The 22,742-nt window shown below is 70.5% G+C and carries 17 protein-coding genes; 14 read left to right on the forward strand and 3 right to left on the reverse strand.

Annotated elements, in window-relative coordinates; all coding sequences use genetic code 11:
* The first annotated feature begins 21 nt into the window (after nucleotides 1–21).
* From ggt to PXH83_RS26880, 8 genes are all read left to right on the forward strand, one after another.
* The gene (ggt, locus tag PXH83_RS26845) at nucleotides 22–1,842 is read left to right on the forward strand and encodes a gamma-glutamyltransferase (RefSeq protein ID WP_274563774.1); all 1,821 of its coding nucleotides are present in this window, start codon (nucleotides 22–24) and stop codon (nucleotides 1,840–1,842) included.
* Between the two features lie 63 nt (nucleotides 1,843–1,905).
* Nucleotides 1,906–2,301, forward strand: a complete 396-nt coding sequence (locus PXH83_RS26850) for a PPOX class F420-dependent oxidoreductase (RefSeq protein WP_274563776.1) — start codon at nucleotides 1,906–1,908, stop codon at nucleotides 2,299–2,301.
* A 142-nt stretch (nucleotides 2,302–2,443) separates the two neighbouring features.
* Entirely contained in the window at nucleotides 2,444–4,009 is a 1,566-nt protein-coding gene (locus PXH83_RS26855) for a hypothetical protein (RefSeq protein ID WP_274563777.1), read from the forward strand.
* A 196-nt stretch (nucleotides 4,010–4,205) separates the two neighbouring features.
* On the forward strand, nucleotides 4,206–5,048 hold the full coding sequence (locus tag PXH83_RS26860) for a nitrilase-related carbon-nitrogen hydrolase (RefSeq protein WP_274563778.1): 843 nt from the start codon (nucleotides 4,206–4,208) through the stop codon (nucleotides 5,046–5,048).
* Nucleotides 5,045–6,355: an aspartate aminotransferase family protein gene (locus PXH83_RS26865; RefSeq protein WP_274563779.1), complete on the forward strand. Its 1,311-nt coding sequence runs from the start codon at nucleotides 5,045–5,047 to the stop codon at nucleotides 6,353–6,355. Before PXH83_RS26860 ends, PXH83_RS26865 begins: the two co-directional genes overlap by 4 nt.
* A gap of 34 nt (nucleotides 6,356–6,389) precedes the next feature.
* The gene (gene hydA / locus PXH83_RS26870; RefSeq protein WP_274563780.1) at nucleotides 6,390–7,796 is read left to right on the forward strand and encodes a dihydropyrimidinase; all 1,407 of its coding nucleotides are present in this window, start codon (nucleotides 6,390–6,392) and stop codon (nucleotides 7,794–7,796) included.
* Nucleotides 7,797–7,805: 9 nt separating this feature from the next.
* The gene (locus PXH83_RS26875) at nucleotides 7,806–8,807 is read left to right on the forward strand and encodes a TIGR03842 family LLM class F420-dependent oxidoreductase (RefSeq protein ID WP_274563782.1); all 1,002 of its coding nucleotides are present in this window, start codon (nucleotides 7,806–7,808) and stop codon (nucleotides 8,805–8,807) included.
* Nucleotides 8,808–8,832: 25 nt separating this feature from the next.
* Entirely contained in the window at nucleotides 8,833–10,386 is a 1,554-nt protein-coding gene (locus PXH83_RS26880) for an NCS1 family nucleobase:cation symporter-1 (RefSeq protein ID WP_274563784.1), read from the forward strand.
* A gap of 15 nt (nucleotides 10,387–10,401) precedes the next feature.
* On the opposite strand, the gene PXH83_RS26885 is transcribed toward PXH83_RS26880, so the two are convergent.
* On the reverse strand, nucleotides 10,402–11,019 hold the full coding sequence (locus tag PXH83_RS26885; RefSeq protein WP_274563786.1) for a hypothetical protein: 618 nt from the start codon (nucleotides 11,017–11,019) through the stop codon (nucleotides 10,402–10,404).
* 159 nt (nucleotides 11,020–11,178) lie between these two features.
* Nucleotides 11,179–12,204, reverse strand: coding sequence for a carboxymuconolactone decarboxylase family protein (locus PXH83_RS26890; RefSeq protein ID WP_274563787.1), 1,026 nt, complete (start codon nucleotides 12,202–12,204; stop codon nucleotides 11,179–11,181).
* 354 nt (nucleotides 12,205–12,558) lie between these two features.
* Between PXH83_RS26890 and PXH83_RS26895 the strand changes: the two genes are divergently transcribed.
* Genes PXH83_RS26895 through PXH83_RS32370 form a run of 6 tightly spaced genes read left to right on the forward strand, consistent with a single transcriptional unit; the run spans nucleotide 12,559 to nucleotide 21,596 of the window.
* Nucleotides 12,559–13,689 carry a sensor histidine kinase gene (locus PXH83_RS26895; protein ID WP_274563788.1) on the forward strand — a complete coding sequence of 377 codons (1,131 nt, stop codon included), beginning with the start codon at nucleotides 12,559–12,561 and terminating at the stop codon, nucleotides 13,687–13,689.
* Nucleotides 13,686–14,363: a response regulator gene (locus PXH83_RS26900; RefSeq protein WP_274563789.1), complete on the forward strand. Its 678-nt coding sequence runs from the start codon at nucleotides 13,686–13,688 to the stop codon at nucleotides 14,361–14,363. Before PXH83_RS26895 ends, PXH83_RS26900 begins: the two co-directional genes overlap by 4 nt.
* A 34-nt stretch (nucleotides 14,364–14,397) precedes the next feature.
* Nucleotides 14,398–15,435, forward strand: coding sequence for a lipase family protein (locus tag PXH83_RS26905; protein ID WP_274563790.1), 1,038 nt, complete (start codon nucleotides 14,398–14,400; stop codon nucleotides 15,433–15,435).
* Entirely contained in the window at nucleotides 15,432–17,501 is a 2,070-nt protein-coding gene (locus tag PXH83_RS26910) for a vWA-MoxR associated conflict system protein (RefSeq protein WP_274563791.1), read from the forward strand. Before PXH83_RS26905 ends, PXH83_RS26910 begins: the two co-directional genes overlap by 4 nt.
* On the forward strand, nucleotides 17,498–18,454 hold the full coding sequence (locus tag PXH83_RS26915) for an AAA family ATPase (protein ID WP_274563792.1): 957 nt from the start codon (nucleotides 17,498–17,500) through the stop codon (nucleotides 18,452–18,454). The genes PXH83_RS26910 and PXH83_RS26915 overlap by 4 nt, the downstream gene beginning before the upstream one ends.
* On the forward strand, nucleotides 18,447–21,596 hold the full coding sequence (locus PXH83_RS32370) for a TIR-like protein FxsC (protein WP_338054750.1): 3,150 nt from the start codon (nucleotides 18,447–18,449) through the stop codon (nucleotides 21,594–21,596). The genes PXH83_RS26915 and PXH83_RS32370 overlap by 8 nt, the downstream gene beginning before the upstream one ends.
* Here the strand turns inward: PXH83_RS32370 and PXH83_RS26930 are convergent.
* A complete protein-coding gene (locus PXH83_RS26930) occupies nucleotides 21,556–22,623 on the reverse strand; it encodes a cytochrome P450 (RefSeq protein WP_274563793.1) in 1,068 nt (355 codons plus the stop codon). The two genes, PXH83_RS32370 and PXH83_RS26930, sit on opposite strands and share 41 nt — an antisense overlap.
* Nucleotides 22,624–22,742 lie beyond the last annotated feature (119 nt).

Consider the following 22,742-nt stretch of genomic DNA (forward strand, 5'->3'; position numbering starts at 1 on the left):
ACGCGTTGACTGGAGGTACGGATGCGCCGCTCCACGGTACGGATTCTGTCGTTCTGGGCCGTTACGGCGGCAGTGGTCTCGGTGAGTGCCACCGCCACGCCCGCCACCGCCCCCGCGACATCCCCGCCGCCACCGGTCAAAACACCGGTCGCCGTCGGCTACGGGGGAGCGGTCGCCAGCGTCGACGCGGACGCCTCGGCGGCCGGGATCGAGGTGCTGAAGCGGGGCGGCAACGCGGTCGACGCGGCGGTCGCCACGGCGGCGGCGCTCGGTGTCACCGAGCCGTACTCGGCGGGCATCGGCGGTGGCGGCTACTTCGTCTATTACGACGCCAAGGCCCGTACCGTACGCACGGTCGACGGGCGCGAGACCGCGCCGCTGAGCGCCGACGAGTCGCTCTTCCTGGAGAACGGCAAGCCGGTCCCGTTCGACCAGGCCATGACGAGCGGCCGCGGAGTCGGCACGCCCGGCACCCCCGCCACCTGGGACACGGTCCTCGACGAATGGGGCAGCAAGCCGCTGCGCACCCTGCTCGAACCGGCCGAGAAGCTCGCACGGGACGGCTTCACCGTCGACGCCACCTTCCGCTCGCAGACCGAGGCCAACGAGGCACGGTTCAGGGACTTCCCGGACACGGCCGAGCTGTTCCTGCCGGGCGGAAGGCTGCCGGTGGTGGGGTCCACCTTCAAGAACCCCGATCTTGCGCGTACGTACGAGAAGCTGGGCCGCAGCGGCGTCGGTGAGATGTACCGCGGCGACATCGCCCGCGACATCGTCCGTACGGTGCGCAAGCCGCCGGTGGATCCCGGGGCGACGAGAGTGGTGAGGTCCGGCGACCTGACGTCGAAGGACCTCAGGAAGTACCGCACACTGCGCCAGGCCCCGACGAAGATCTCCTACCGGGGGCTCGACGTGTACGGCATGGCGCCGTCCTCCTCGGGCGGTACGAGCGTGGGCGAGGCACTCAACATCCTTGAGCGGAGCGACCTTTCCGTCGAGGCAGCGTCCGAGGCGGAGTACCTGCACCGCTACATCGAGGCGAGCCGCATCGCGTTCGCGGACCGGGGGCGGTGGGTCGGCGACCCGGCCTTCGAGGACGTGCCCGTGAAGGGCCTGCTGTCGCAGCGGTTCGCCGACTCGCGGGAGTGCCTCATCAAGGACGACGCGGTGCTGAAAGCCCCGCTCGCGCCGGGCGACCCGCGAAAGCCCACGTCGTGCTCCACCGGCGGCCCTGCCGCCCCCACGACGTACGAGGGCGAGAACACGACGCACCTGACGGCGGCTGACAAATGGGGCAACGTCGTGGCGTACACGCTGACGATCGAGTCGACCGGCGGCAGCGGCATCACGGTGCCGGGCCGGGGCTTCATCCTCAACAACGAACTGACGGACTTCTCCTTCGCGCCGGCCGCCCCCGCGGTCCACGACCCGAACCTTCCCGGTCCCGGGAAGCGCCCGAGGTCCTCGATGTCCCCGACGATCGTGCTGGAGAACGGCCGCCCGCTGCTCGCGCTCGGCTCGCCGGGCGGCGCGACCATCATCACGACGGTGCTCCAGACCCTGACGGGTCACCTCGACCGGGGGCTGCCGCTGGTCGATGCGATCGCGGCGCCGCGGGCGAGTCAGCGGAACGCGGCGCTGACGGAGCTCGAACCGGGCCTGTGGAACAGCCCGTTGCAGGCGGAACTCGAAGCGATCGGCCACGCCTTCAAGAGGAACCCGGAGATCGGGGCGGCGACGGGAGTGCAGCGGCTGCCGGACGGGCGGTGGGTCGCGGCGGCGGAGAAGGTACGGAGGGGTGGCGGCTCGGCGATGGTGGTGCGACCGGCGGGCACGCCCTAGCCCTGACGGGGCTTTCCTTCCCGGGCGTGAGGCGCATGTGCCTCACGACGTAGTCTCGCGGGCATGACACTTGACCAGGACCGACTCGAAGTGCTCGGCCGCAGCCCGTACATCAGCCTGACCACGTTCCGTAAGGACGGCACCGGGGTCGCCACACCGGTGTGGGTCGCCTCCGACGGCTCCCAGCTCTACGTATGGACCAAATCCGACTCCTGGAAGGTCAAGCGCATCCGCAACAACAGCCGGGTCGTCGTGACGGTCTGCGACGTGCGCGGCCGGGTCGAGGAGGACGCGCCGTCGGTGGAGGGCACCGCACGGCTGCTGGACGCGGACGGTCTGCGCAAGGCGCGCAGGCTCCTTGCCCGCAAGTACACCTGGCAGTTCTGGCTCACCGATCTGCCCGCCATGATCGTCCGTCTCGGCAAGCGGCCGCACACCGCCATCGCGGTCAGTGTCTGAAATCCGACCGTCCGGTCCGAAGAATTGAGCCGTTCGAGGCCCCCGTGAAAACTGCGCGTAGCAGCGCCGTAACACAACTGCGGTCGAATGCCTGCGGACCGGCTGGTCCCAAGTCGGCGGCGGCAATGTGGCAGGGGCGACTATGACGGTAGGTCAACTCCCAGCAGAGGCCGGGGCGTTCGCGCGCTACCTCCGTGACCTCATGGCGCTGCTCGACAAGGACGAGGGCTGGTGCGGGGTCTTCTGGCAGCGCGACCCGGACGGTATGCAGGCCTGTCTGGACGGCGGCGAACTCCCGCCCTGGGACGTACTGGAAGCCCTGCTTCACGATCTGGCCGCCCGGCACGGGACCGGGGCGGCCGAGCACGAGACTCTACGTGCGCGAGCCCTGCACACGGCTGCTGCGGCGGCGCACGACCGGCGTCCGGGCGCTCGTGAGGGGCTGGTGGAGCGGCTCGGGGCGATGCGACGAGAGCGGGCGTACGCCGCCCAACGGGAACGGGAGCTGACGCAGCGGCTGCGTGGGGTGGCCGACGGCGCGGATGCGGAGGGGCTCGGGCTCGAACTCGCCTGGGCGCGGGACGACCACGAACGCGCGACGGCCCGTTGCGGGGAGCTCGGTGCACGTCTGGAGGCGCTGGAGACTCTGCCCTCACCGTCCAGGCCGGGGCGGCCCCCCGCTCCGGACTCCTGGTTTCGCGCGGAGGCCCCCGAGGCCGGCGAAGAGCCTTTCCTTCCCCACCCCGCTCCTTCCCGAAGTCCTCAAGTGCCGGACGGGCTGAATCCAGCCCGTCCGGCACTTGAGGACGCGCCCCCAGACTTCGTCCGGGGGGACCCCCAAGGGCGTCCGGGGGGCTGGGGGCCCGACGCCCACGCGGCGGCAGCCGCACATGTCACAGCCGGGAAGAGTGGGGTCTCCCCTGCTCGAACGAAGTTGAGAGCTTGGGGAAGGGCAGGGGAAGAGCCCGGCCGGGCTCCCAAGCGGCGGCCCCGCGGCGCCCGTTACGCCGGGCTCGACGCCGACGACGGAGGTGGCAACACTGGCGCTGCCTCCGCCGCGCCGGCCATGCCCGTGCCCCCCGCCGAAGCCGCCACCCCCCGCGGCGCCCGCTACGCCGGCGTGCAGGAGAAGGCCGCCGCCGCGCCGCCCCCCGTCGTGGCCGAGGCCGCCCACCTGGTCGAGGACGGGCGTGCCGTCAGCGGTGCCGTCGCCGCGCTCGTACAACTGCGTGCCCAGGGGCGTACCGGCGAAGCGCATGTGCTGCTCTGCGAGGCCGCCGCCTGGCCCGCGGGGCGGCTGCCGATGCTGGCCGGGGCCCTGCACCGGGCAGGGCTCGGCGCCGACTGGGCCACCCTCCTCTGGGAACTGGCCTCGCTGCCGGTGGACCGGGTCGCCGCCGTGTCCGGCGCGCTGCACGGCGCCGGGCTCGGCGAGGACGGCAGGCAGCTGCTCCGGCAGGGCGTCGCGCGGCCCGCCCCCGAGATCGCGGCCGGCCTGCTGGCTCTGGTCGACGTGGGCCGGGAGCGCGAAGTGCGGGCCCTGGTCGACGCGTTCGTACGCGTGCGTACTCCCGAGGACGCCGCCCGCGTCGCGCAGAACGATCCGCCCCGGCTGGCGCCGCTGCTTCTCGACGCCGCGCGGCAGGTGTCGCAGGGGCGGTACTGGGACGTGGTCCATGCCCTGCGCGTGGCCGGCGCCGCCCCCTGAGCCGGGCGTGAACTCTATGAACCCCGTGAACTCTGCAACCCTCGGCTGTCACTCCCTCGGGTGCGAAACATGATCGACTCTGCGGGTTGACGACGATGGTCTTGCCCCACTCCCCGCCGGGGCTTACGTTCATCCCTCTACGTCCCGAATCTACGGGCGTAGAAGGTCTCTGACGTCCCGTTGAAGGAGACAAGTCATGGCCAAAGTCGTACGCGCCGCACTCGTCCAGGCGACCTGGACAGGCGACACCGAATCCATGATCGCCAAGCATGAGGAGTACGCCCGAGCGGCGGCCCGCGACGGCGCGAAGATCATAGGGTTCCAGGAAGTCTTCAACGCCCCGTACTTCTGCCAGGTGCAGGAGCCCGAGCACTACCGGTGGGCGGAATCCGTCCCCGACGGACCGACCGTCCGCCGTATGCAGGACCTCGCCCGCGAGACCGGCATGGTCATCGTCGTCCCCGTCTTCGAGCGCGAGCAGTCCGGCTTCTACTTCAACACCGCCGCCGTGATCGACGCCGACGGCAGCTACCTCGGCAAGTACCGCAAGCACCACATCCCCCAGGTCAAGGGCTTCTGGGAGAAGTACTACTTCAAGCCCGGCAATCTGGGCTGGCCCGTCTTCGACACGGCGGTCGGCAAGGTCGGCGTCTACATCTGCTACGACCGCCACTTCCCGGAAGGCTGGCGCCAACTCGGCCTGAACGGCGCCGAGATTGTCTACAATCCCTCCGCCACATCCCGCGGCCTGTCCGCCCACCTCTGGCAGCTGGAACAGCCCGCAGCTGCCGTAGCCAACGAGTACTTCGTCGCCGCCATCAACCGGGTCGGCGAGGAGGAGTACGGCGACAACGACTTCTACGGCACCAGCTACTTCGTCGACCCGCGCGGCCAGTTCGTCGGCGAGACCGCGAGCGACAAGGCCGAGGAACTGGTCGTACGCGACCTGGACTTCGACCTCATCGAGGAAGTACGCCAGCAGTGGGCGTTCTACCGAGACCGCCGCCCCGACGCGTACGAAGGACTGGTGCAGCCGTGACACCTCTTCCCCCGCCCGATGCCCGCCCGAGCCTCTACGACCGCCACAAAGCCGTCATCCCCGACTGGGTGAACCTCTACTACCGCCGGCCCATCGAGATCACGCACGGCGAAGGCCGCCACGTCTGGGACGCCGACGGGAAGAAGTACCTCGACTTCTTCGGCGGCATCCTCACCACCATGACCGCCCACGCCCTCCCCGAGGTCACCAAGGCCGTCAGCGAGCAGGCCGGCCGCATCATCCACTCCTCGACGCTCTACCTCAACCGCCCCATGGTCGAGCTCGCCGAGCGCATCGCGACCCTCTCCGGCATCCCCGACGCCCGGGTCTTCTTCACCACCTCCGGCACCGAGGCCAACGACACGGCCCTGCTGCTCGCCACGTCGTACCGCAGCTCCAACCAGATCCTGGCGATGCGCAACAGCTACCACGGCCGGTCCTTCTCCGCCGTCTCCATCACCGGCAACCGCAGTTGGTCCCCAACCAGTCTGTCCCCGCTCCAGACGCTGTACGTCCACGGGGGCGTCCGCAGCCGCGGCCCCTACGCGCAGCTGTCCGACGCGCAGTTCATCGAGGCGTGCGTCGCCGACCTCGAAGACCTCCTCGGTCAGACCGGCGGGCGCATCGCGGCACTCATCGCCGAACCCGTACAGGGCGTCGGCGGGTTCACCTCGCCGCCCGACGGCCTGTACGCCGCGTTCCGCGAGGTCCTCGACCGGCACGGCATCCTGTGGATCTCCGACGAGGTGCAGACCGGCTGGGGGCGTACGGGCGACCACTTCTGGGGCTGGCAGGCGCACGCCGAGAACGGCCCGCCCGACATCCTCACCTTCGCCAAGGGCATCGGCAACGGCATGTCCATCGGCGGTGTCGTCGCCCGCGCCGACGTCATGAACTGCCTGGACGCCAACTCCATTTCGACCTTCGGCGGCAGCCCGGTCACGATGGCGGCGGGCGTCGCCAATCTCGCGTACCTGCTGGAGCACGACCTCCAGGGCAACGCCAGGCGCGTCGGCGGACTGCTCCTGGAACGGCTGCGCGCCATCACCGCGAGCGTGCCGTCCGTACGGGAAGTGCGCGGCCGCGGGCTGATGGCCGGCATCGAACTGGTCAAGCCCGGCACCGACGAAGCGGCGCCGGACAAGGCCGCTGCCGTACTCGAAGCGGCCCGCGAAGGCGGCCTGCTCATCGGCAAGGGCGGCGGCCACAACACCGCCGTACTGCGCATCGCCCCGCCCCTGTCGCTCACCGTGGCGGAGGCGGAGGAGGGCGCGTCCATCCTCGAACAAGCCCTGCACACGGTGTAGTCGGCGCACGTACGACCCGGAGGGAGCGCACCGCATGACCCACCCCCGCACCCTGATCCGCGGCGGACTCGTCGTCACCGCCACCGACGAGATCCACGCGGACGTACTGATCGAGGACGGCCGGATCGCCGCCCTCGCCGCACACGCCTCCAGCGCGGCCGATGCCTGGACGGCGGACCGTACGATCGACGCCACAGGGAAGTACGTCATCCCGGGCGGCGTCGACGCACACACCCACATGGAGCTGCCCTTCGGCGGCACCGCCGCCTCCGACACCTTCGAGACGGGCACCCGGGCGGCCGCCTGGGGCGGCACCACCACCATCGTCGACTTCGCGGTCCAGTCCGTCGGACGCGCTCTGCGCGAAGGACTCGACGCCTGGTACGCGAAGGCCGACGGCAAATGCGCTGTCGACTACGCCTTCCACATGATCCTCTCCGACGTCAATGAGTCGTCGCTCAAAGAGATGGACCTGCTGGTGGCCGAGGGAATCACCTCCTTCAAGCTGTTCATGGCGTACCCCGGCGTCTTCTACAGCGACGACGGCAAGATCCTGCGCGCCATGCAGCAGTCCTCCCGCAACGGCGGGCTGATCATGATGCACGCCGAGAACGGCATCGCCATCGACGTACTCGTCGAACAGGCCCTCGCCGAGGGCAGGACCGATCCGCGCTACCACGGGGAAGTGCGCAAGGTCCTCCTGGAGGCCGAGGCGACCCACCGGGCGATCCAGCTCGCGCGCGTCGCCGACGCCCCGCTGTACGTCGTGCACGTATCGGCCGAGGAGGCGGTCGCCGAGATCGCCGCCGCCCGCGACAAGGGCCTCAACGTCTTCGGCGAGACCTGCCCGCAGTACCTCTTCCTGTCCACCGACAACCTCGCCGAGCCCGACTTCGAGGGGGCGAAATACGTCTGCAGTACGCCACTTCGGCCACGCGAGCACCAGGCGGCGCTGTGGCGGGGCCTGCGGACCAATGACCTTCAGGTCGTGTCGACGGACCACTGCCCCTTCTGCTTTTCGGGGCAGAAGGAGCTGGGCCGCGGCGACTTCTCGAAGATCCCGAACGGGCTGCCGGGCGTGGAGAACCGCATGGACCTCCTCCACCAGGCCGTCGTCGACGGGCACATCACGCGCCGGCGCTGGATCGAGATCGCCTGCGCGACCCCGGCCCGCATGTTCGGCCTCTATCCGAAGAAGGGAACGATCGCGCCGGGCGCCGACGCCGATGTCGTCATCTACGACCCGCACGCCGAGCAGACCATCTCCGCCGAAACCCACCACATGAACGTCGACTACTCGGCCTACGAGGGGAAGCGCGTCACCGGACAGGTGGAGACCGTGCTCTCGCGCGGCGAACTCGTCATCGACAAACGGAAGTTCACCGGCCGGGCGGGACACGGCATCTATACACCCCGATCCGCCTGCCAGAACCTGAACTAGGAGGTCCACGTGGACTTCGGACTCGTCCTGCAGACCGACCCGCCCGCGTCGGAGGTCATCAGCCTGATGCGGCGCGCCGAGCGCAACGGCTTCAGCTACGGATGGACCTTCGACTCCGCCGTGCTCTGGCAGGAGCCCTTCGTCATCTACAGCCGCATCCTCGAACACACCGAGCGGCTGATCGTCGGCCCGATGGTGACCAACCCCGGCACGCGCACCTGGGAGGTCACCGCCTCCACCTTCGCCACCCTCAACGACATGTTCGGCAACCGGACGGTCTGCGGCATCGGACGCGGCGACTCCGCGATGCGCGTCGCGGGCCGCAAGCCCAACACCCTGGCGCGACTCGGCGAGGCGATGGGCGTCATCCGAGACCTGGCGGAGGGCCGCGAGGCGCAGGTCGACGGGCAGACGGTCAGGATCCCCTGGGTGAAGAACGGCAGCCTGCCGGTGTGGATGGGGGCGTACGGGCCGAAGGCGCTGGCCCTGGCCGGGCAGCAGGCCGACGGGTTCATCCTTCAGCTCGCCGACCCGTACCTCACGGAGTGGATGGTCAAGGCGGTACGCACCGCCGCTTCGGACGCCGGACGGGACCCGGCGTCCATCACGATCTGCGTCGCGGCCCCGGCGTACGTCAGCGACGACCTGGCGCACGCGCGGGAGCAGTGCCGGTGGTTCGGCGGGATGGTCGGCAACCATGTGGCCGACCTGGTCGGCCGGTACGGGGAGCACTCCGGGCTCGTGCCGGAGGCGTTGACCGAGTACATCAAACAACGGCAGGGGTACGACTACAGCCATCACGGGCGCGCAGGGAACCCGGACACCGCCTTCGTACCCGACGAGATCGTCGACCGCTTCTGCCTGCTGGGACCGGCCGAGGCGCACATCGAGAAGCTCAAGGCGCTGCGCGAGCTGGGCGTCGACCAGTTCGCGGTCTACGACATGCACGACGCGCGCGAAGCGACGATCGACGCGTACGGCGCCGAGATCATCCCTGCACTCACGTCCTGAGCCACCAGCGAAGGGTCCCGACGCCATGACCGCAACCGTTCCCAGCGACGTCCCGATATCCGGACCCGACCCGGAAGGCCGCGTCGGGCTCGCGCCCGGCGCGGCCGGATCCGACAGCCGCTTCGTCAACGACGACCTGCTGCCCGTACCGGTGGAAGGGCGGCGCTGGACGACGTACAACTTCGCGGCCCTGTGGGTCGGCATGGCCCACAACATCCCGTCCTGGATGCTCGCCTCGGGGCTCGTCGCCCTCGGCATGGACTGGAAACAGGCCGTCTTCACGATCGCGCTGGCCAATGTGATCGTGCTGCTGCCGATGCTGCTCACCGGCCATGCGGGCCCCAAGTACGGCATCCCCTTCCCGGTGCTCGCCCGCGCCTCCTTCGGACTGCGCGGGGCCAACCTGCCCGCGCTGATCCGGGCCGCCGTCGCATGCGCCTGGTTCGGCATCCAGACCTGGATCGGCGGCCAGGGCATCTTCATCCTGCTCGGGAAGATCTTCGGCGGGTGGGCGGAGGCGTCGCGGATCGGCGGCCAGCCGTGGACGCTGTGGGTCTGCTTCGTACTCTTCTGGGCGCTCGAACTGGCCATCATCTACCGGGGCATGGAAACCCTGCGGCGCTTCGAGAACTGGGCGGCGCCGTTCGTCATCGTCGGCGCGGTGGTGCTGCTGGTCTGGATCACGGCGAAGGCGGGCGGCGTGGGCCCGCTGCTCGACCAGCCCTCGAAGCTGGGCTGGGGGAGTGACTTCTGGCCCGTCTTCTTCCCGTCGCTGATGGGCATGATCGCCTTCTGGTCCACGCTGTCGCTGAACATCCCCGACTTCACCCGCTTCGCGGCCGGACAACGGGCCCAGATCTGGGGCCAGTCGCTCGGCCTGCCGACCACCATGACCCTTTTCGCACTGCTGTCGGTCTTCGTGACCTCGGGCTCCCAGGCGGTGTACGGCGTACCCCTCTGGGACCCGGTCGCGCTCGCCGCGAAGACCGACAACGTCTTCGGGCTGCTGTTCGCCCTGGTGACCGTGCTGATCGCGACGATCTCGGTGAACCTGGCGGCGAACGTCGTCTCACCGGCCTACGACCTGGCGAACGTGGCGCCGAAGATCATCAACTTCCGTACGGGCGCGCTCATTACGGGCGTGGTGGGTGTCCTGATCATGCCGTGGAAGCTCACCGCCACCCCCGAGCTGTACATCTTCACCTGGCTGGGGGTGGTGGGCGGCCTGCTCGGCACGGTCGCGGGCATCCTGATCGCCGACTACTGGATCATCCGCCGTACGGTGCTCGAACTGGCCGACCTGTACAGGCCCGAGGGCCGGTACTGGTACACGGCGGGCTGGAACTGGCGTGCGGTGGCGGCGTTCGCGGTGGGAGGCGTCCTGGCGGTGGGCGGCTCGCACTCGACGCCGGGGAAGGGCCCGTTCCCGGAGGACGGCCTGATCCCGGTCCTGAAACCGCTCGCCGATTACGGGTGGGCAGTGGGACTGGGGTGTGCGCTGGTGCTGTACGTGGGGTTGATGCGGATGGGGGCGGGGAGCGGGGGAGGGGCTAGGGCGTGTCCGGCGGATCAGGCCTGATCCGCCGGACACGCCCTAGGCGCGCACGTTCGACTTGTGGACGGACTTGATCGTGCACTTCCCTATCAGGGTCTCCATGTCGTTGGCGTAGCTCAGGGCCGTGGCATGGACGCGGCCGGTCTTGGTCTTTCCCGGGGCGAGGTTCGTGACCGAGTACTGGGCGGTGGCAAGGACTGTCCCGTCCGACTTCTTCACGAACTCGAGGGTGCCGTTGTAGTTCGCGTACTGACGGGAATTGCCGTTGGTGATCCTGTACGTGAAGAGGACGTCGCCCTCGGTCGCGGAGTCCCGCCTGATCTGGCACCGGTCGAGCCAGAAGTCCTCGTTGGCCTCGGTCGTGGTCCCGCGGCTCGAGTCGCTGTCCCGGCTCCCGCTGACGCCCGAGGGCTTGCCGGTCGACGAGGAGCCGGAGCTCGAGCTGCCGCTGGTGCTGGTGCTGGTGCCGCCCGAGCTGTACCCGTCGTCCGAGCCGAACCCGCCGCTCGAGCTGTACCCGTCGCTCGACGAGCTGGAGCTGCTGCTGCTCTTGTTGTCGTCGCAGCCACCACCACTGTCACCGCCGCGGCGGGCTCCGGTCAGGGCAACCAGGACCACGGCGACTACGGCTACGGAACGGACATGGCGAAGCTTCATGTTTTCAACCCCCGTTGAAAGGTGTCGGGATGCGCAGCGGAAGCGGAATACGTCCGAATGCGATGGGGAGTTCCCTCAAGGGCCTGAACCACCTTGACGGGCGCACGACACCTTAACAGCGGCCTCCGAGCACTTCGAATCAGCGCAGAATCCTCGTGCTCACAGGCTTTCCTCGATGCGCTCGACGGCGAGGATCGCGCCGTACGCGATCAGGTGGACCGTGCAGTGGTCGGAGTGCTGAGGGGTCTTCCAGGCCTGCACGTCTTCGCCAGTGATCCGGTTCGGGGCGAGGGCGGCCAGCAGTGCGAGACGGGCGCCCGCGCTCGGAGCCTCCGGCAGGAACGGATGCGTCGTGACGCCGTCCCAGTCGGCCACCACCTTCCGTACAAACGCCTGATCGCCGTCGGAGAGCAGTCCCGCGCCCATCGATCCGGCCTCGCGCAGCGCTCCGTACGCCGCACCGACGGGTGTTCCCACTGCCCAGTCAGGCTCCTCCAGCTCCGCCGGCTGGGGGACGCTGTTGTCGTGGCTGGGGCTGAACCTGCGGCGCATCTCGGCGACCTCCTGCCGCGATGTGTCCACGATGGGGAGGCTGGTGCCGGGCCTCAGCTCACGGGCGATCGCATCCGAGAGGCGACGGCCCGCCGCGCTCTCCAGGAAGCGCGCCTTCTGCGCCTCGTCGGTCATGGAGCTGTCGGAGAGCAGCGCCGACGCGATGCGGTTGATGAAGTGGAAGGCGAGGGCCGTACCGATGAACTCGGCTGCCTGCTCCGGCGGAAAGGGGCGCTCGGTGGACGGCGCACCGATCGCCCGGCCCCACGCCAGCAGCCGTGCCTGCGCCGGATCGGCCGGCTCTTCGCCGCGCCCGATCGTCTCCGCGAGGGCGCAGTCGCCGCCCGCGTACAGCAGCATGGTGTGCGCGTTGATGCAGAACTCGCACTCGTTCGCCAGTGACACCCCCGTGGCCACCAGCTCTTTTGCTGTGCGGGACGTCTGCCCCGCCAGCAGGGACTCGCGCATCAGCGCCCAGGTGGCTGCCAGCACCGGGGGAGCGGACGACAGCACGGTGAACGTCGCCGGGGCCTGGATGCCGAAGTCGGTGTCCAGTTGGGCGTAGACGTCGGCGACGACTCCGGTCGCGGACTTGGCGGGTACGGGTGAGGTGAAGCGGAAAGGTCCAGTCATGGTGACGATGCTCGCCCGCGGGCCGGGTCCCCGTCGTCGTACACCAGGAGGCATTCCCGGCTGCGCCCGGCATGCGGCGTCGCGCCGGGACTACTTCCCCGGAAGTAGCGCGAAAGCCGTCTGCGGGGAGGAGGCGCGGGGTGGGAGCGGCGTCTAGGGCGTGTCCGGCGGATCAGGCCGGCTTCAGGGTGCGGCGCCTTCTCTGTGCTGGTGAGCGGGGTCTGGTGCGTGCAGCTGCAAGGCGGAGGAGGGAGTCGACGCGGAGCGTCGGCGAGTGACGACAACGCCGCAGATGTGCGTGCCAGGCCCCGCGGCCCAGGCGTGATCCGCCGGACACGCACTAGGGTGCGGTTCATGCGCGGGGATCAGCGGGATCGGCATGCCTGGCGAACGGGGCTCATCGACACGGGGCTTGCGGCCGTCATCGGCGGCGCGGTCCTCCTCGCGGGCTTCACCACGTCGGGACCGCGGCCCGGTAACGCCGACGTAGTCCTGGTCATGGCAGGGTCGCTGGCGCTCGCCGTGCACCGCCGTGCCCCCGTCCCGGTGCTGGTCTTCACCGCGGCCTGCATGCTCGGTTACGCCGTACACGCGAATCCGGGGACTTCGGCGGCGTTCCCGGTGGTCGCCGGCGTGCACGCGGTGACCCGGGCAGGGCACCGGGCGGCGGCGGTCGGCGTGAGCGTCGTCTTCCTCGTGGGGTTCTTCTTCGCGAGCACGTCCGGGGACGGGTTCGAACGCACGCTGCTGCTGCACGGCTGGTTCATCTGCGCCGGGGTGACCGGGCTCATCGACAAGAACTGGCAGGCGTATCTGCGTCAGACCGAAGAGCGCGCCGCCGAGGCGGAACGCACCCGCGAAGAGGCCGCGCTGCGCCGGGCGGGAGAGGAGCGGCTGCGGATCGCGCGTGAACTGCACGACTCGCTCACCCACTCCATCTCGATCGTCAAGCTCCAGGCGGGAGTTGCGGTCCACCTGGCGCGCAAGCGGGGCGAGGAGGTCCCGGAGGCGCTGCTCGCCATCCAGGAGGCGAGCGGCGAGGCCATGCGCGAGCTGCGGGCGACGCTCGACGTGCTGCGCACCGACGTCGTACCGCCCGGCAGCGGCCTCGACAGGCTCGGCGAACTCGTCGAGCGCGCCCGTGCGGCCGGACTCGCCGCCTCGGTGACCGTCACGGGTGAGGAACGTCGGCTGCCCGCAGACGTCGACAGGGCGGCGTACCGCATCGTCCAGGAGGCACTCACCAATGTCGCCCGGCACGCGGGCCGGGCCAAGGCCTCCGTCCAACTCACCTATGCGAGCGATCACTTGGCCGTACAGATAGACGACGAGGGCGCGTCCACCACGGCCGACCCGCCCACTCCCGGCACCGGCCTGACCGGCATGCGCGAGCGTGTCACGGCGCTCGGCGGTGTCCTGCACGCCGCCCCGCGCCCCGACGGCGGCTTCACCGTACGGGCCGAACTTCCCCTGGGGGCCTCATGATCCGCGTGCTGGTCGTCGACGACCAGGCGCTGATGCGGGCAGGCTTCCGCGCCCTCATCGACGCCGAGGACGACATCGAGGTCGTCGCGGAGGCCCCCGACGGCCGCCAGGGCCTCGAACTCGCCCGCCGCCACGTCCCGGACGTCGCGCTCGTCGACGTACAGATGCCGGTCATGACCGGCATCGAAACCACCCGCCACATCGCCGAAGACCCCGCGCTGGCCGGGGTGCATGTCGTCATCCTCACCAACTACGGCCTCGACGAGTACGTCTTCGACGCCCTGCGCGCCGGGGCCGCCGGCTTCCTCCTCAAGGACACCGAACCGGCCGACCTGCTCCAGGCCATCCGCATCGCGGCCCGCGGCGACGCCCTCCTCTCGCCGTCCGTCACCCGCCGCCTCATCACCGAATTCGTCGCCCGCCCACCGGACCGCCACACCGCCCCCGGCTTCGAGACCCTCACCCGGCGCGAATGCGAGGTCGCGGCGCTGGTCGCGCACGGCCTGACGAACGAGGAGATCGCCGACCACATGGTGATCAGCCCGTTCACGGCCAAGACCCATGTCAGCCGCGCGATGATCAAGCTGGGTGCTCGCGACCGTGCCCAACTGGTCGTATTCGCCTACGAGTCGGGGCTCGTCGCACCGGGACCAGGTTTGCCCACGCCGCAGTGAAACGGTCCGCCTCGCGGAGCCCGTTGCTAACCTCGTGTCCATCGAATCTGCGGGGGAGGTGTGGATGCGGCTGGTCTTCGTGCACGGGATAGGCGGCCCCCGTGAGTGCGACCGCGAACTCACCGTCTGGCAAAGGGCATTGGCCGCTGGTATGAGTGTGGGCGGCCACACCCGGATGGCCCGCGAACTGGAGCGGCCCGGTGGCGCGGTGGAGTGCGTTTTCGCGTACTACGGCGACCTCTTCCGGCGCCCGCAGGCGCAGGGCGCGGGTTCCGGTCCGCTCGACGACGAGGAGGCCCGGATCCTCGTCGACCTGCTGGCCGAGCTGGTCGACGTACTGGCTGCGGAACACGAGCAGAACGCCGGACCTGCGGGCCACAAGCGCGGCGGCGACGACTACGAGTCGGGCCGCAGGCTGCTGGAACACGCGCGGGCCGAGGCCGCCCCCAGGCCGCAGGCCCAGGGCAGCATGTCACTGGTGCGCCGCGCGCTCAACGTCGCGACGACCCTCCTGTCCTGGCAGCCGTGGGGCGGAGCCGCCCAGTGGGCGGCGCCCAAGCTGATGGTCCGGGACCTCGCACAGGTCTCCCGCTATCTGGCGCGCGTCGAGCACGACAAGGCCGGCGTCGGCCTGGACCGGCGTATCCGCGCGCGGGTCGCCGAGGCGGTCGGGGACGGGCCCGCCGTGGTGGTGGCGCATTCCCTGGGCACGATCGTGGCACTGGAGGCCCTGCACGAACTGCGCGCCGCCGTACCGCTGTTCGTCACGCTCGGCTCGCCGCTGGCCATGCGCACCGTCGTACGGCCGAAGCTCGTGCCGCAGCCGCCGGGCACGCCCCCAGGGCTGGCATGCTGGCTGAACTTCTGGGACCGGGACGACGTCATCGCCGTACGCCCCGTCCTGGAGCGTGACTTCGCGGTGAACGCGGCAGCGGTCGGCCCGGACAGCAGGCGCGTCGACTCCGACGGCATCTGGGTCCACCCGGCGGTGAAATACCTGGCCCAGCCCGGCGTAGCGGCACCCATCGCCGAGGCCCTCCCGCAGACCGGACACCACCGGGGCGGCGGATGAGGAACGCCCCACCGCGACGCCATGTGCTGGTGGTCGCACCCCAGTGCCGGTCGATGGAAAGGCTCGACCGGCTGGAGGAAGCCGCGACCGACCTGTACGACGTGCTGGCCGACGACGACCTCGGCGCGTGCCGGCCGGGGCTTCCCGACGGCCGCCCGTCGCTCGTGACGGGCCACAATCTGACGAGCCACGAAATCCGGGCGCTGATCGAGGACGCCATCGAGTACGCCGCCAAGCGGAACGCCAGTCTGTTCCTCGCGCTGCTCGGCCACGGATTCGTACCCGGCACGACGACCACGCTGTACCTCATGGGATGCGATTCGACGGAGGACCGGACCGAACGCGCCGTAAATGTGGGCGAGTTACTGGCCGGGGCCGCGAATCACGGCGCCATTCCGAGTGTCCTCGGGATCATCGACACCTGCCACGCGGCCGGCGCGTCACCGCCGCGCGAAGACCTGGCCGCCGGTATGCGCAACGGACGCAGCCGCCTCTCGCTCCTCATGGGCTCGCTGGCCGGCGAAGAAGGCTCCGGCTTGACCTTCTCCCGAGAACTGGCCCGCGTCATACGCAAGGGCGTGCCCGGCAGCGGTGCGCTGCTCGGCCTGCGCGAAGTGCGCCAGGGCGTACGCGGCCTGGTCGTCGGGCAGAACGTCAGCAGCTGGGAGCACGACGGCGACGGGCTCGCGCAGGGGTGGCTCTGGATCACCCGCAACGCCAGCCATCACCATGTGTTCCCCGGCGGCCTGTGCGGCCCCATGGCCCGCGAGGAGCTGACCGCCGCACTCGGCGCCCTCGACTCCGAGGCACCGGCCACCGCGCTGCCCAGTGACGCGCAGTCGGCCCTGGAGTGCCAGGAACGGCTGAAGGACTTCCCCGACTCCGTGGCCCGCAGACGCGCCGAACGCGCCGTACGGAGCCTGCTCATCGCCGTACACACCGTGAAATTCATCCGCTCCTGGCTCGGCAGCGACCTGACCACCGCAAGACTGCGCCGCGCCCTGCACACCCAGCTCGCCTGGGAACGGCGCCTGCCCAGCAGCGTGCTGGAGCTGTCCGAGGTCGAAGCGGTCGACCGGCTGGCCTTCGACCATCCGCGCGCCGACCCCGACTGCCGTCCCTCGGTGGCCAGATTCGTCGCCCTGCTCGCACAGGACGCCAGGAAGGACGTCCACGACGAGGCGCTCGCACGCTGGGCACTGCTGATCGACGCCCAGCGAGCCCTCAACGACGCCGTGGAAGACGTAACGGGCAGGCAGCGCGTACGCAGACTGAAGCTCGCCGTCAGCCTGCACTCCTCCCTCACCGGCGACTGGCCCGAGGAGGTCGGCGCCTGGCTGCTCAAGGACGGCGGGCTGCTGCACCGGGAGGACTTCCGCTGCCCCACCGCCGACCGGAACGGCACGGAGAGCGCCGTCATGGCCGCCGTGCGCTGGGCCGAGACGTACGCCGCAGCGCTCGACATCAAGCTGAAGCGCATCGACGTCGCCGCCCCCAGCAGACTGCTGCGCACCTGGCGGCCCGAGGAAGCCGGAGTGGCGCAGCGCCTCGGAGTGACGTACGACGTCGTCATGCACTGGAGCCGGCGGCTGACCCCGGACCTGGTGCTCCAGGAGATCGAACCCACCGTCCGCGACAAGTCGGAGGCGATCGCCGCCTGCGACGTGGGCGTCCCCGTCGACTGGCTCGCGGAGCAGGACACCGGCGAAAGACAGGTCCTGCGCGGTCACCTGCGCAACGGCCGCTACGCACGCGCGATCGGACTGACGCACCACACAGGTGTCGACGACGACCTGCTGGACATGCTCCTCGCCTACACCCCCGTGCTGCTGTGGCCGCACACCGCCGCCGGCTTCCCCGAGGCGCGTCACGGCAGCCTCGAACACGACTGGCGGGACATGCCCGAAGCGCTCGTACGCGCCTACCAGTGCCGCTGGCGCGAGGAGGCCGTCAAGGACTTCGTCGACCTCCGTGCCGTCTGGGACGACCACGAGTGGCTGCGCTTCTGCCGCCTCTTCAGGACCGCGATTCTCCCCGCACAGACTCCGGATGAGGGAACCCCATGACGTGGAACGCGTACTACCGAGGAAACGGTGAGCCCGGGGAGGACGTGCGGCTGCCCGCGCCGCCGCCGTGGCGCACCTTCCCCAGGCGTTCGGCGGCCGAGGTGTTCCAGCCCCCCGAGGGTCTCATCGACGTGGTGAACGCGGCACTCGCCCTGCGCAGGCCCCTGCTGATCACCGGCGTACCCGGCTCCGGCAAGTCCACCGTGATCGAGCAGGTCGCGGTGGAGCTGTCCCTCGGTCCCGTCCTGCGCTGGCACATCACCTCGCGCAGCACCCTGGCCGACGCGCTCTACCACTACGACGCCCTCGGCCGTATCCACGCCCAGCGGCTGCAGCAGGAGAAGGCCCGCGCGGGCGACGGAAAGCCCGCCGAGGACGACATCGCGGCCTTCCTCAGCCTCGGCCCCCTGGGGACGGCGCTGCTGCCGTCGCCCCGGCCGCGTGCCCTGCTCATCGACGAGATCGACAAGGCCGACCTCGACCTGCCCGGCGACCTTCTCGACGTCCTGGAGCGCGGGGAGTTCCGCATCCCCGAGCTGCTGCGCGAGGAGCAGCGCGCCGTAACCGTACGGATGTGGGACTCCGACGACAGCCACTTCGTCGGGGACGGCCATGTGCAGTGCACCGAGTTCCCCTTCATCGTGATGACGAGCAACGGCGAACAGGAACTGCCCGCACCCTTCCTGCGCCGTTGCGTGCGCTACGTCATGCCCAAGCCCACCCCGGAACTCGTCCGTGAAGTGGTGCGCAGGCACCTCCGGCTGGACGTCCCGGACAGCGGGCCGATGGCAGACTTCGTCGACGAGTTCGTACGACGCGTCGCCGGCGGCGAGTCCGTGGCCATCGACCAGCTGCTCGGCAGCCTCCACCTGCTCCACGGCCCCGAAGGCCTCGACCCGGACCGGCACGGCAAGCTGATCAGCCTCCTCATGAAGGACCTCTCCGGTGCCTGAACAGGACCCGCTGGACCGGGTCGTCGGGGCGCTGCACGGGCTCGGCATGGACATGGACACGCTGTCCATCGCCGAAGTGCTGTGGCTGGCGGCCTTCCAGGGACGGCCGTCGGGCGTCCGGGGCGAGGGGACACGGCAGGAGACAGCCGGTGGGCGGACGCCCGAACAGCCGGCGCACCGCCGGGAACCGGACCCAGGGCAGGACCCCGACCCGCAACGACTGCCCCTCTACGACCCGGCCGGGCGCGGCGACAGCGCCGTGAGCCCCGCACATCCGGTCTCCCTCCCGCGCGGTCGCGCCCTGCCGGGCGCCCGTGAACTGACCCGTGCGCTGCGGCCGTTGAAACGCTCCTGGCCGCAGGGGCGCCGTATGCGGCTCGACATGGCCGCGACGGTCTCCGACTACGCGCGCAGCGGCGAGCTCATCCCGGCGTTCGGCCCCGCACCGGAACGGTGGTTCGACGGCACGATCGTCGTCGACCGGTCGCCCACCATGGCCGTATGGGGCGATACGACCGCCGAGCTGCTCAGGCTCCTGTCACGGGCCGGGATCTTCCGCACCCTGCGGGTCTGGGACCTCAACACCCAGCACACGGCCTCCACGGCCTCCGCACTGCACGGCCCGTTCGGGCAGCGGGTCCCGGAAGGCGGCTCGCGGTCATCCCAGCCGCGCCGGCTGACGCTCGTCGTCTCGGACTGCGCATCGGCCGCCTGGCGCGACGACCGGCTGTGGCGCCGCCTCCACGGCTGGGCCAAAGCCATGCCCACCGTCCTCGTCAACCCGCTGCCGCCGAGGACCTGGCGGACCGTAGGCCTCGACCTGCCCGCCGTACGGGTCACCTCGCCCGGGCGCCCCGGCGTACGCAACTCACGACTGCGCTTCACACCCCCGCCCCTGATGGAGGAGGCATTTCCCGCCGCCACAGCACCGGGGAAGGAGTGGCTGGCCGTGCCGGCCGTATCGCTGTCGCCGCGCGCGGTGGGCAACTGGGCGCGCACGCTCATGCGGGCGGACCCCGCCGGTTGCGAGGCGCTGCTGCTGCCCGCTCCGGGTGTGGTCGACCGCGCGACGGCGCAGGGGGTGCCGGATACGGTCGACGCGCGGACGGCGGCCGAGTCGTTCCTGCTGCGGGCCTCGCCGGCGGCTGCGCGCCTGGCCGTACTCTGCTCGCCGTACGAGGAGGTGAAGCTCCCACTGCTCCGGCTCATCCAGCACGAACTTGTCCCGGAGGCAACGACGGCCGACCTGGCGGAGTTCGTGGTCGGAGGCCTGGTCACGTTCGCGGAGAGCGGGACCGCCGGGACCGCCGGAGACGCCGCGAACGCGGGGAACGAGGGGCCAGTACTCCGCTTCCGCAGCGGCGTACGCGAGCAGCTCGAACCCCGGCTGGGCGAACGCGATCTCTGGCGCTTCTACGACGCGCTGGAGCGGTACAGCGCCATGGACGCGGAGCCGCTGTCCACGCTCCCGGCCGTCGTGCCCGGCGTACGGGGAAGGGCCGCTGTAGCGGCGGGCCGCTCGCCCTTCGCCGAGGCGTCCCTCCAGACGTTGCGGGCGCTGGGGATGGCGGCGGAGGAGGCGCCGGTCGAGGAGATCCAGGCGGCCGAATCGCAGGGAGCGATGGAGGCGAGGGCCGTACGGAGGCAGATGCCGGCCCCTGCCCCACAGCCGCAGCCGGATCCCGAGTGGATCCAGACCTTCGTCGACGGCCCGGACGGCAGGCAGTGGCGGCTTGTCGACGCCCCGGCGCAGCAGCCGATCAGCGACTTCCCGGCCGCCCTTGTCCCCGACCCCGCCCCCGCGCAGCCGCCCCCCGTCGGTGCGGACAGCCCCCGGGAATCGCCGTGGCCGCCGCGCGCAGCCGAACGCCGGCGCGGGGCAGAGCAGCGGCCGTACTTCTTCCTGAGCTACGCCCACACCCCGAGGTACGGGGCGGGCGGCCCCGACCCGGACATGTGGGTCGAGCGGCTCTTCCGGGACCTGTGCGGGCATGTGATGGCCATGACGGACCTCCCGGCCGGTACGCCTGTCGGCTTCATGGACCGGGAGATACGGTCGGGCGAGGGCTGGTCGGAGCGGATGGGCCAAGTCCTCGCCGAATGCAAGGTGTTCGTGCCGCTGTTCTCTCCGCGCTACTTCGCGAGTGAGATGTGCGGCAAGGAGTGGTTCGTCTTCGCCCAGCGGGCCATTCACCACCGGGCTCGCTCCGCACTCCAGGGGGAGGCGATCGTGCCGGCCCTCTGGGTGCCGACCCCGCCGGAACAACTTCCGGCGCCGGCGGAGGGGTTGCAGTTCAATCACCAGGCGTTCGGGGACCGCTATGTCACCGACGGGCTGTACGGGATGATCAAACTCCGGATCTTTGCCGAGGAGTACGAACGGGCCGTCTACGAACTCGCCAAGCGCATCGTCAGTGTTGCCGAGCATGCGGGCATTCCCGCTGGACAGCCCGTGGACTACCGGCAGGTTCCCAGCGCCTTCGGCAGCCCACGCGCAGCAGGTACCCAGAAGATGCAGATCACCGTGGCGGCCCCGGGCCGCGACAGTCTGCCCGGAGGGCGCAGTCCCGACTACTACGGTGCCGGGCCGCAGGACTGGAATCCCTACTACCCGGAGTCGGCAAGGCCGTTGGCGGACACCGCGCAGGACCTGGTGCGTGCGCTGAACTACCGGGTGACCGTCTCCACGTTCGGAGAGGAAGCGCAGCCCAGAGACGGTCGGCAGCCGCCGCTCACCCCGGAGATCCTGCTGGTCGACCGCTGGGCGCTGCGCGACGACGCACTGCGCGAGCGGCTCGCCGCTTTCGACGCCGAGCCGCAGCCCTGGACGAGCGTCGTCGTCCCCTGGAACCCGGCAGATCACCAGAGCAGGGCCGCCGAAGCCGAGCTGACCGAGCTGATGGAGGTGACCCTGCCGACCATGCTGAGGCAGGGCCGCGCGGCCAGCAGGGCGGCGGCCAGGGGCATTACGTCCATGGAGGCGTTCGCCCAGATCCTGCCGCAGGTCGTGGAGTCCGCCGCCCAGCAGTTTCTGCGCCATTCCGAGGTCTACCCGCCGAGCGGCGCCAGCCCGGCCGAGCGCCCGCGCCTGCGCGGTCCGGTCACAGCCGAATACGACCCCAAGGCCAACCAGAGGCCGTGACCGGCTGCCACATGCGCAGAACGGTCGCCACGACGACCGCCAGCTCCGCACCGGCGAAGCCTCCGCCGACGGACGTGTCCTTCCAGCGGTCGGGTCTGAAGCGCTGCGGGTCGGGATACAGCGCCGGGGCGCGGTGCAGGGCGGTGCGGTTGTACAGCAGTTCCGTACCGGCCGGGATGCGGTACGGCCCGAGCTCCACGTCTTGGCCCGCCGTGGTCAGCAGGAACTCGTCCGGCGTGTGCAGTCGTACCACTTCCTGCACCACGCTGCGGGTGTACGGCAGGTGCTCGATCGCGCCCATGCTCAAGTCGTGCTCGTCCGACCCGAGTTGACCGTCGAGCTCGGCGACGATCCGGGACATGACGTCGCGTTGTCTCAGCAACTCGTCGAACAGCCGGGTCAAGGTGGCGGACATGGTCTCGGCGGCGCTGTGCAGCAGCGGGCCGCTCACCGTCCGGTCGACCACTTCACCGAGCGCACGGACGGCGGCGTCGAACCGGCGGTTGAGCGGCAGCGACAGGCGGGCGAGCGAGGGGCGCGGATACAGCAACTGGACGATCCGTCCCTTCACCAGGTCCGGCAGGGCACGCTGGAACGCTGCGAAGCCTCCGTCCCTGAGCCGGGTGTCGAACAGGGCCCGGGCGACGATCTCCAGCGCCAGCCGGTTCATCTCCTCGGCGACATCGAGGACTTGCCCCCGCTGCCAGCGGTCGACGCGCTCGCGCGTCACCTTCTGGACGACCGGCACGCACGCCGCCATGCGTTCCGGGGCGAAAGCCGTCTTGAGGGTGTGCTGCGCAGGACAGCCGTCGGCGCATGTCACGAGCAGGCTGTGCACGAGGGTGGGGTCCGTGACCACACACACCTTGCGCGTGCCCAGGTGGATCCGGACCACTCCACCGACCGGCGACAGCGAACCGATGAACCCCACGGGATCGCGCAGCAGCGCCCGCGTGTGCCCGAGGCCGGGGATGCGTCCCGGCGCTGTGGGGGCGTCCTGCCCGCCCGTTGAGGTCGATGTGAGCACGCCATCACCTTCCCGTGTGTGTCGTCGCCACTGGTCCCGGCGGGCGAGGGAGGTGTACGCGCCGACCGCCCAGCAGCGTCCACCGATCATAACTCCGCGTATTGCGAACGGTTACTGTG

The organism is Streptomyces spiramyceticus, assembly GCF_028807635.1.
In the GTDB taxonomy this organism is placed as follows: domain Bacteria; phylum Actinomycetota; class Actinomycetes; order Streptomycetales; family Streptomycetaceae; genus Streptomyces; species Streptomyces spiramyceticus.

What these genes read in the sequence shown, in the direction of transcription:
- PXH83_RS26855 (WP_274563777.1), top strand. Translation starts at nt 2,444, where the DNA reads ATGACGGTAGGTCAACTCCCAGCAGAGGCCGGGGCGTTCGCGCGCTAC.
- PXH83_RS26895 (WP_274563788.1), top strand. Translation starts at nt 12,559, where the DNA reads ATGCGCGGGGATCAGCGGGATCGGCATGCCTGGCGAACGGGGCTCATC.
- PXH83_RS26890 (WP_274563787.1), bottom strand. Translation starts at nt 12,204, where the DNA reads ATGACTGGACCTTTCCGCTTCACCTCACCCGTACCCGCCAAGTCCGCG.
- PXH83_RS26850 (WP_274563776.1), top strand. Translation starts at nt 1,906, where the DNA reads ATGACACTTGACCAGGACCGACTCGAAGTGCTCGGCCGCAGCCCGTAC.
- hydA (WP_274563780.1), top strand. Translation starts at nt 6,390, where the DNA reads ATGACCCACCCCCGCACCCTGATCCGCGGCGGACTCGTCGTCACCGCC.
- PXH83_RS26900 (WP_274563789.1), top strand. Translation starts at nt 13,686, where the DNA reads ATGATCCGCGTGCTGGTCGTCGACGACCAGGCGCTGATGCGGGCAGGC.
- PXH83_RS26880 (WP_274563784.1), top strand. Translation starts at nt 8,833, where the DNA reads ATGACCGCAACCGTTCCCAGCGACGTCCCGATATCCGGACCCGACCCG.
- PXH83_RS26915 (WP_274563792.1), top strand. Translation starts at nt 17,498, where the DNA reads ATGACGTGGAACGCGTACTACCGAGGAAACGGTGAGCCCGGGGAGGAC.
- PXH83_RS26910 (WP_274563791.1), top strand. Translation starts at nt 15,432, where the DNA reads ATGAGGAACGCCCCACCGCGACGCCATGTGCTGGTGGTCGCACCCCAG.
- ggt (WP_274563774.1), top strand. Translation starts at nt 22, where the DNA reads ATGCGCCGCTCCACGGTACGGATTCTGTCGTTCTGGGCCGTTACGGCG.
- PXH83_RS26860 (WP_274563778.1), top strand. Translation starts at nt 4,206, where the DNA reads ATGGCCAAAGTCGTACGCGCCGCACTCGTCCAGGCGACCTGGACAGGC.
- PXH83_RS26885 (WP_274563786.1), bottom strand. Translation starts at nt 11,019, where the DNA reads ATGAAGCTTCGCCATGTCCGTTCCGTAGCCGTAGTCGCCGTGGTCCTG.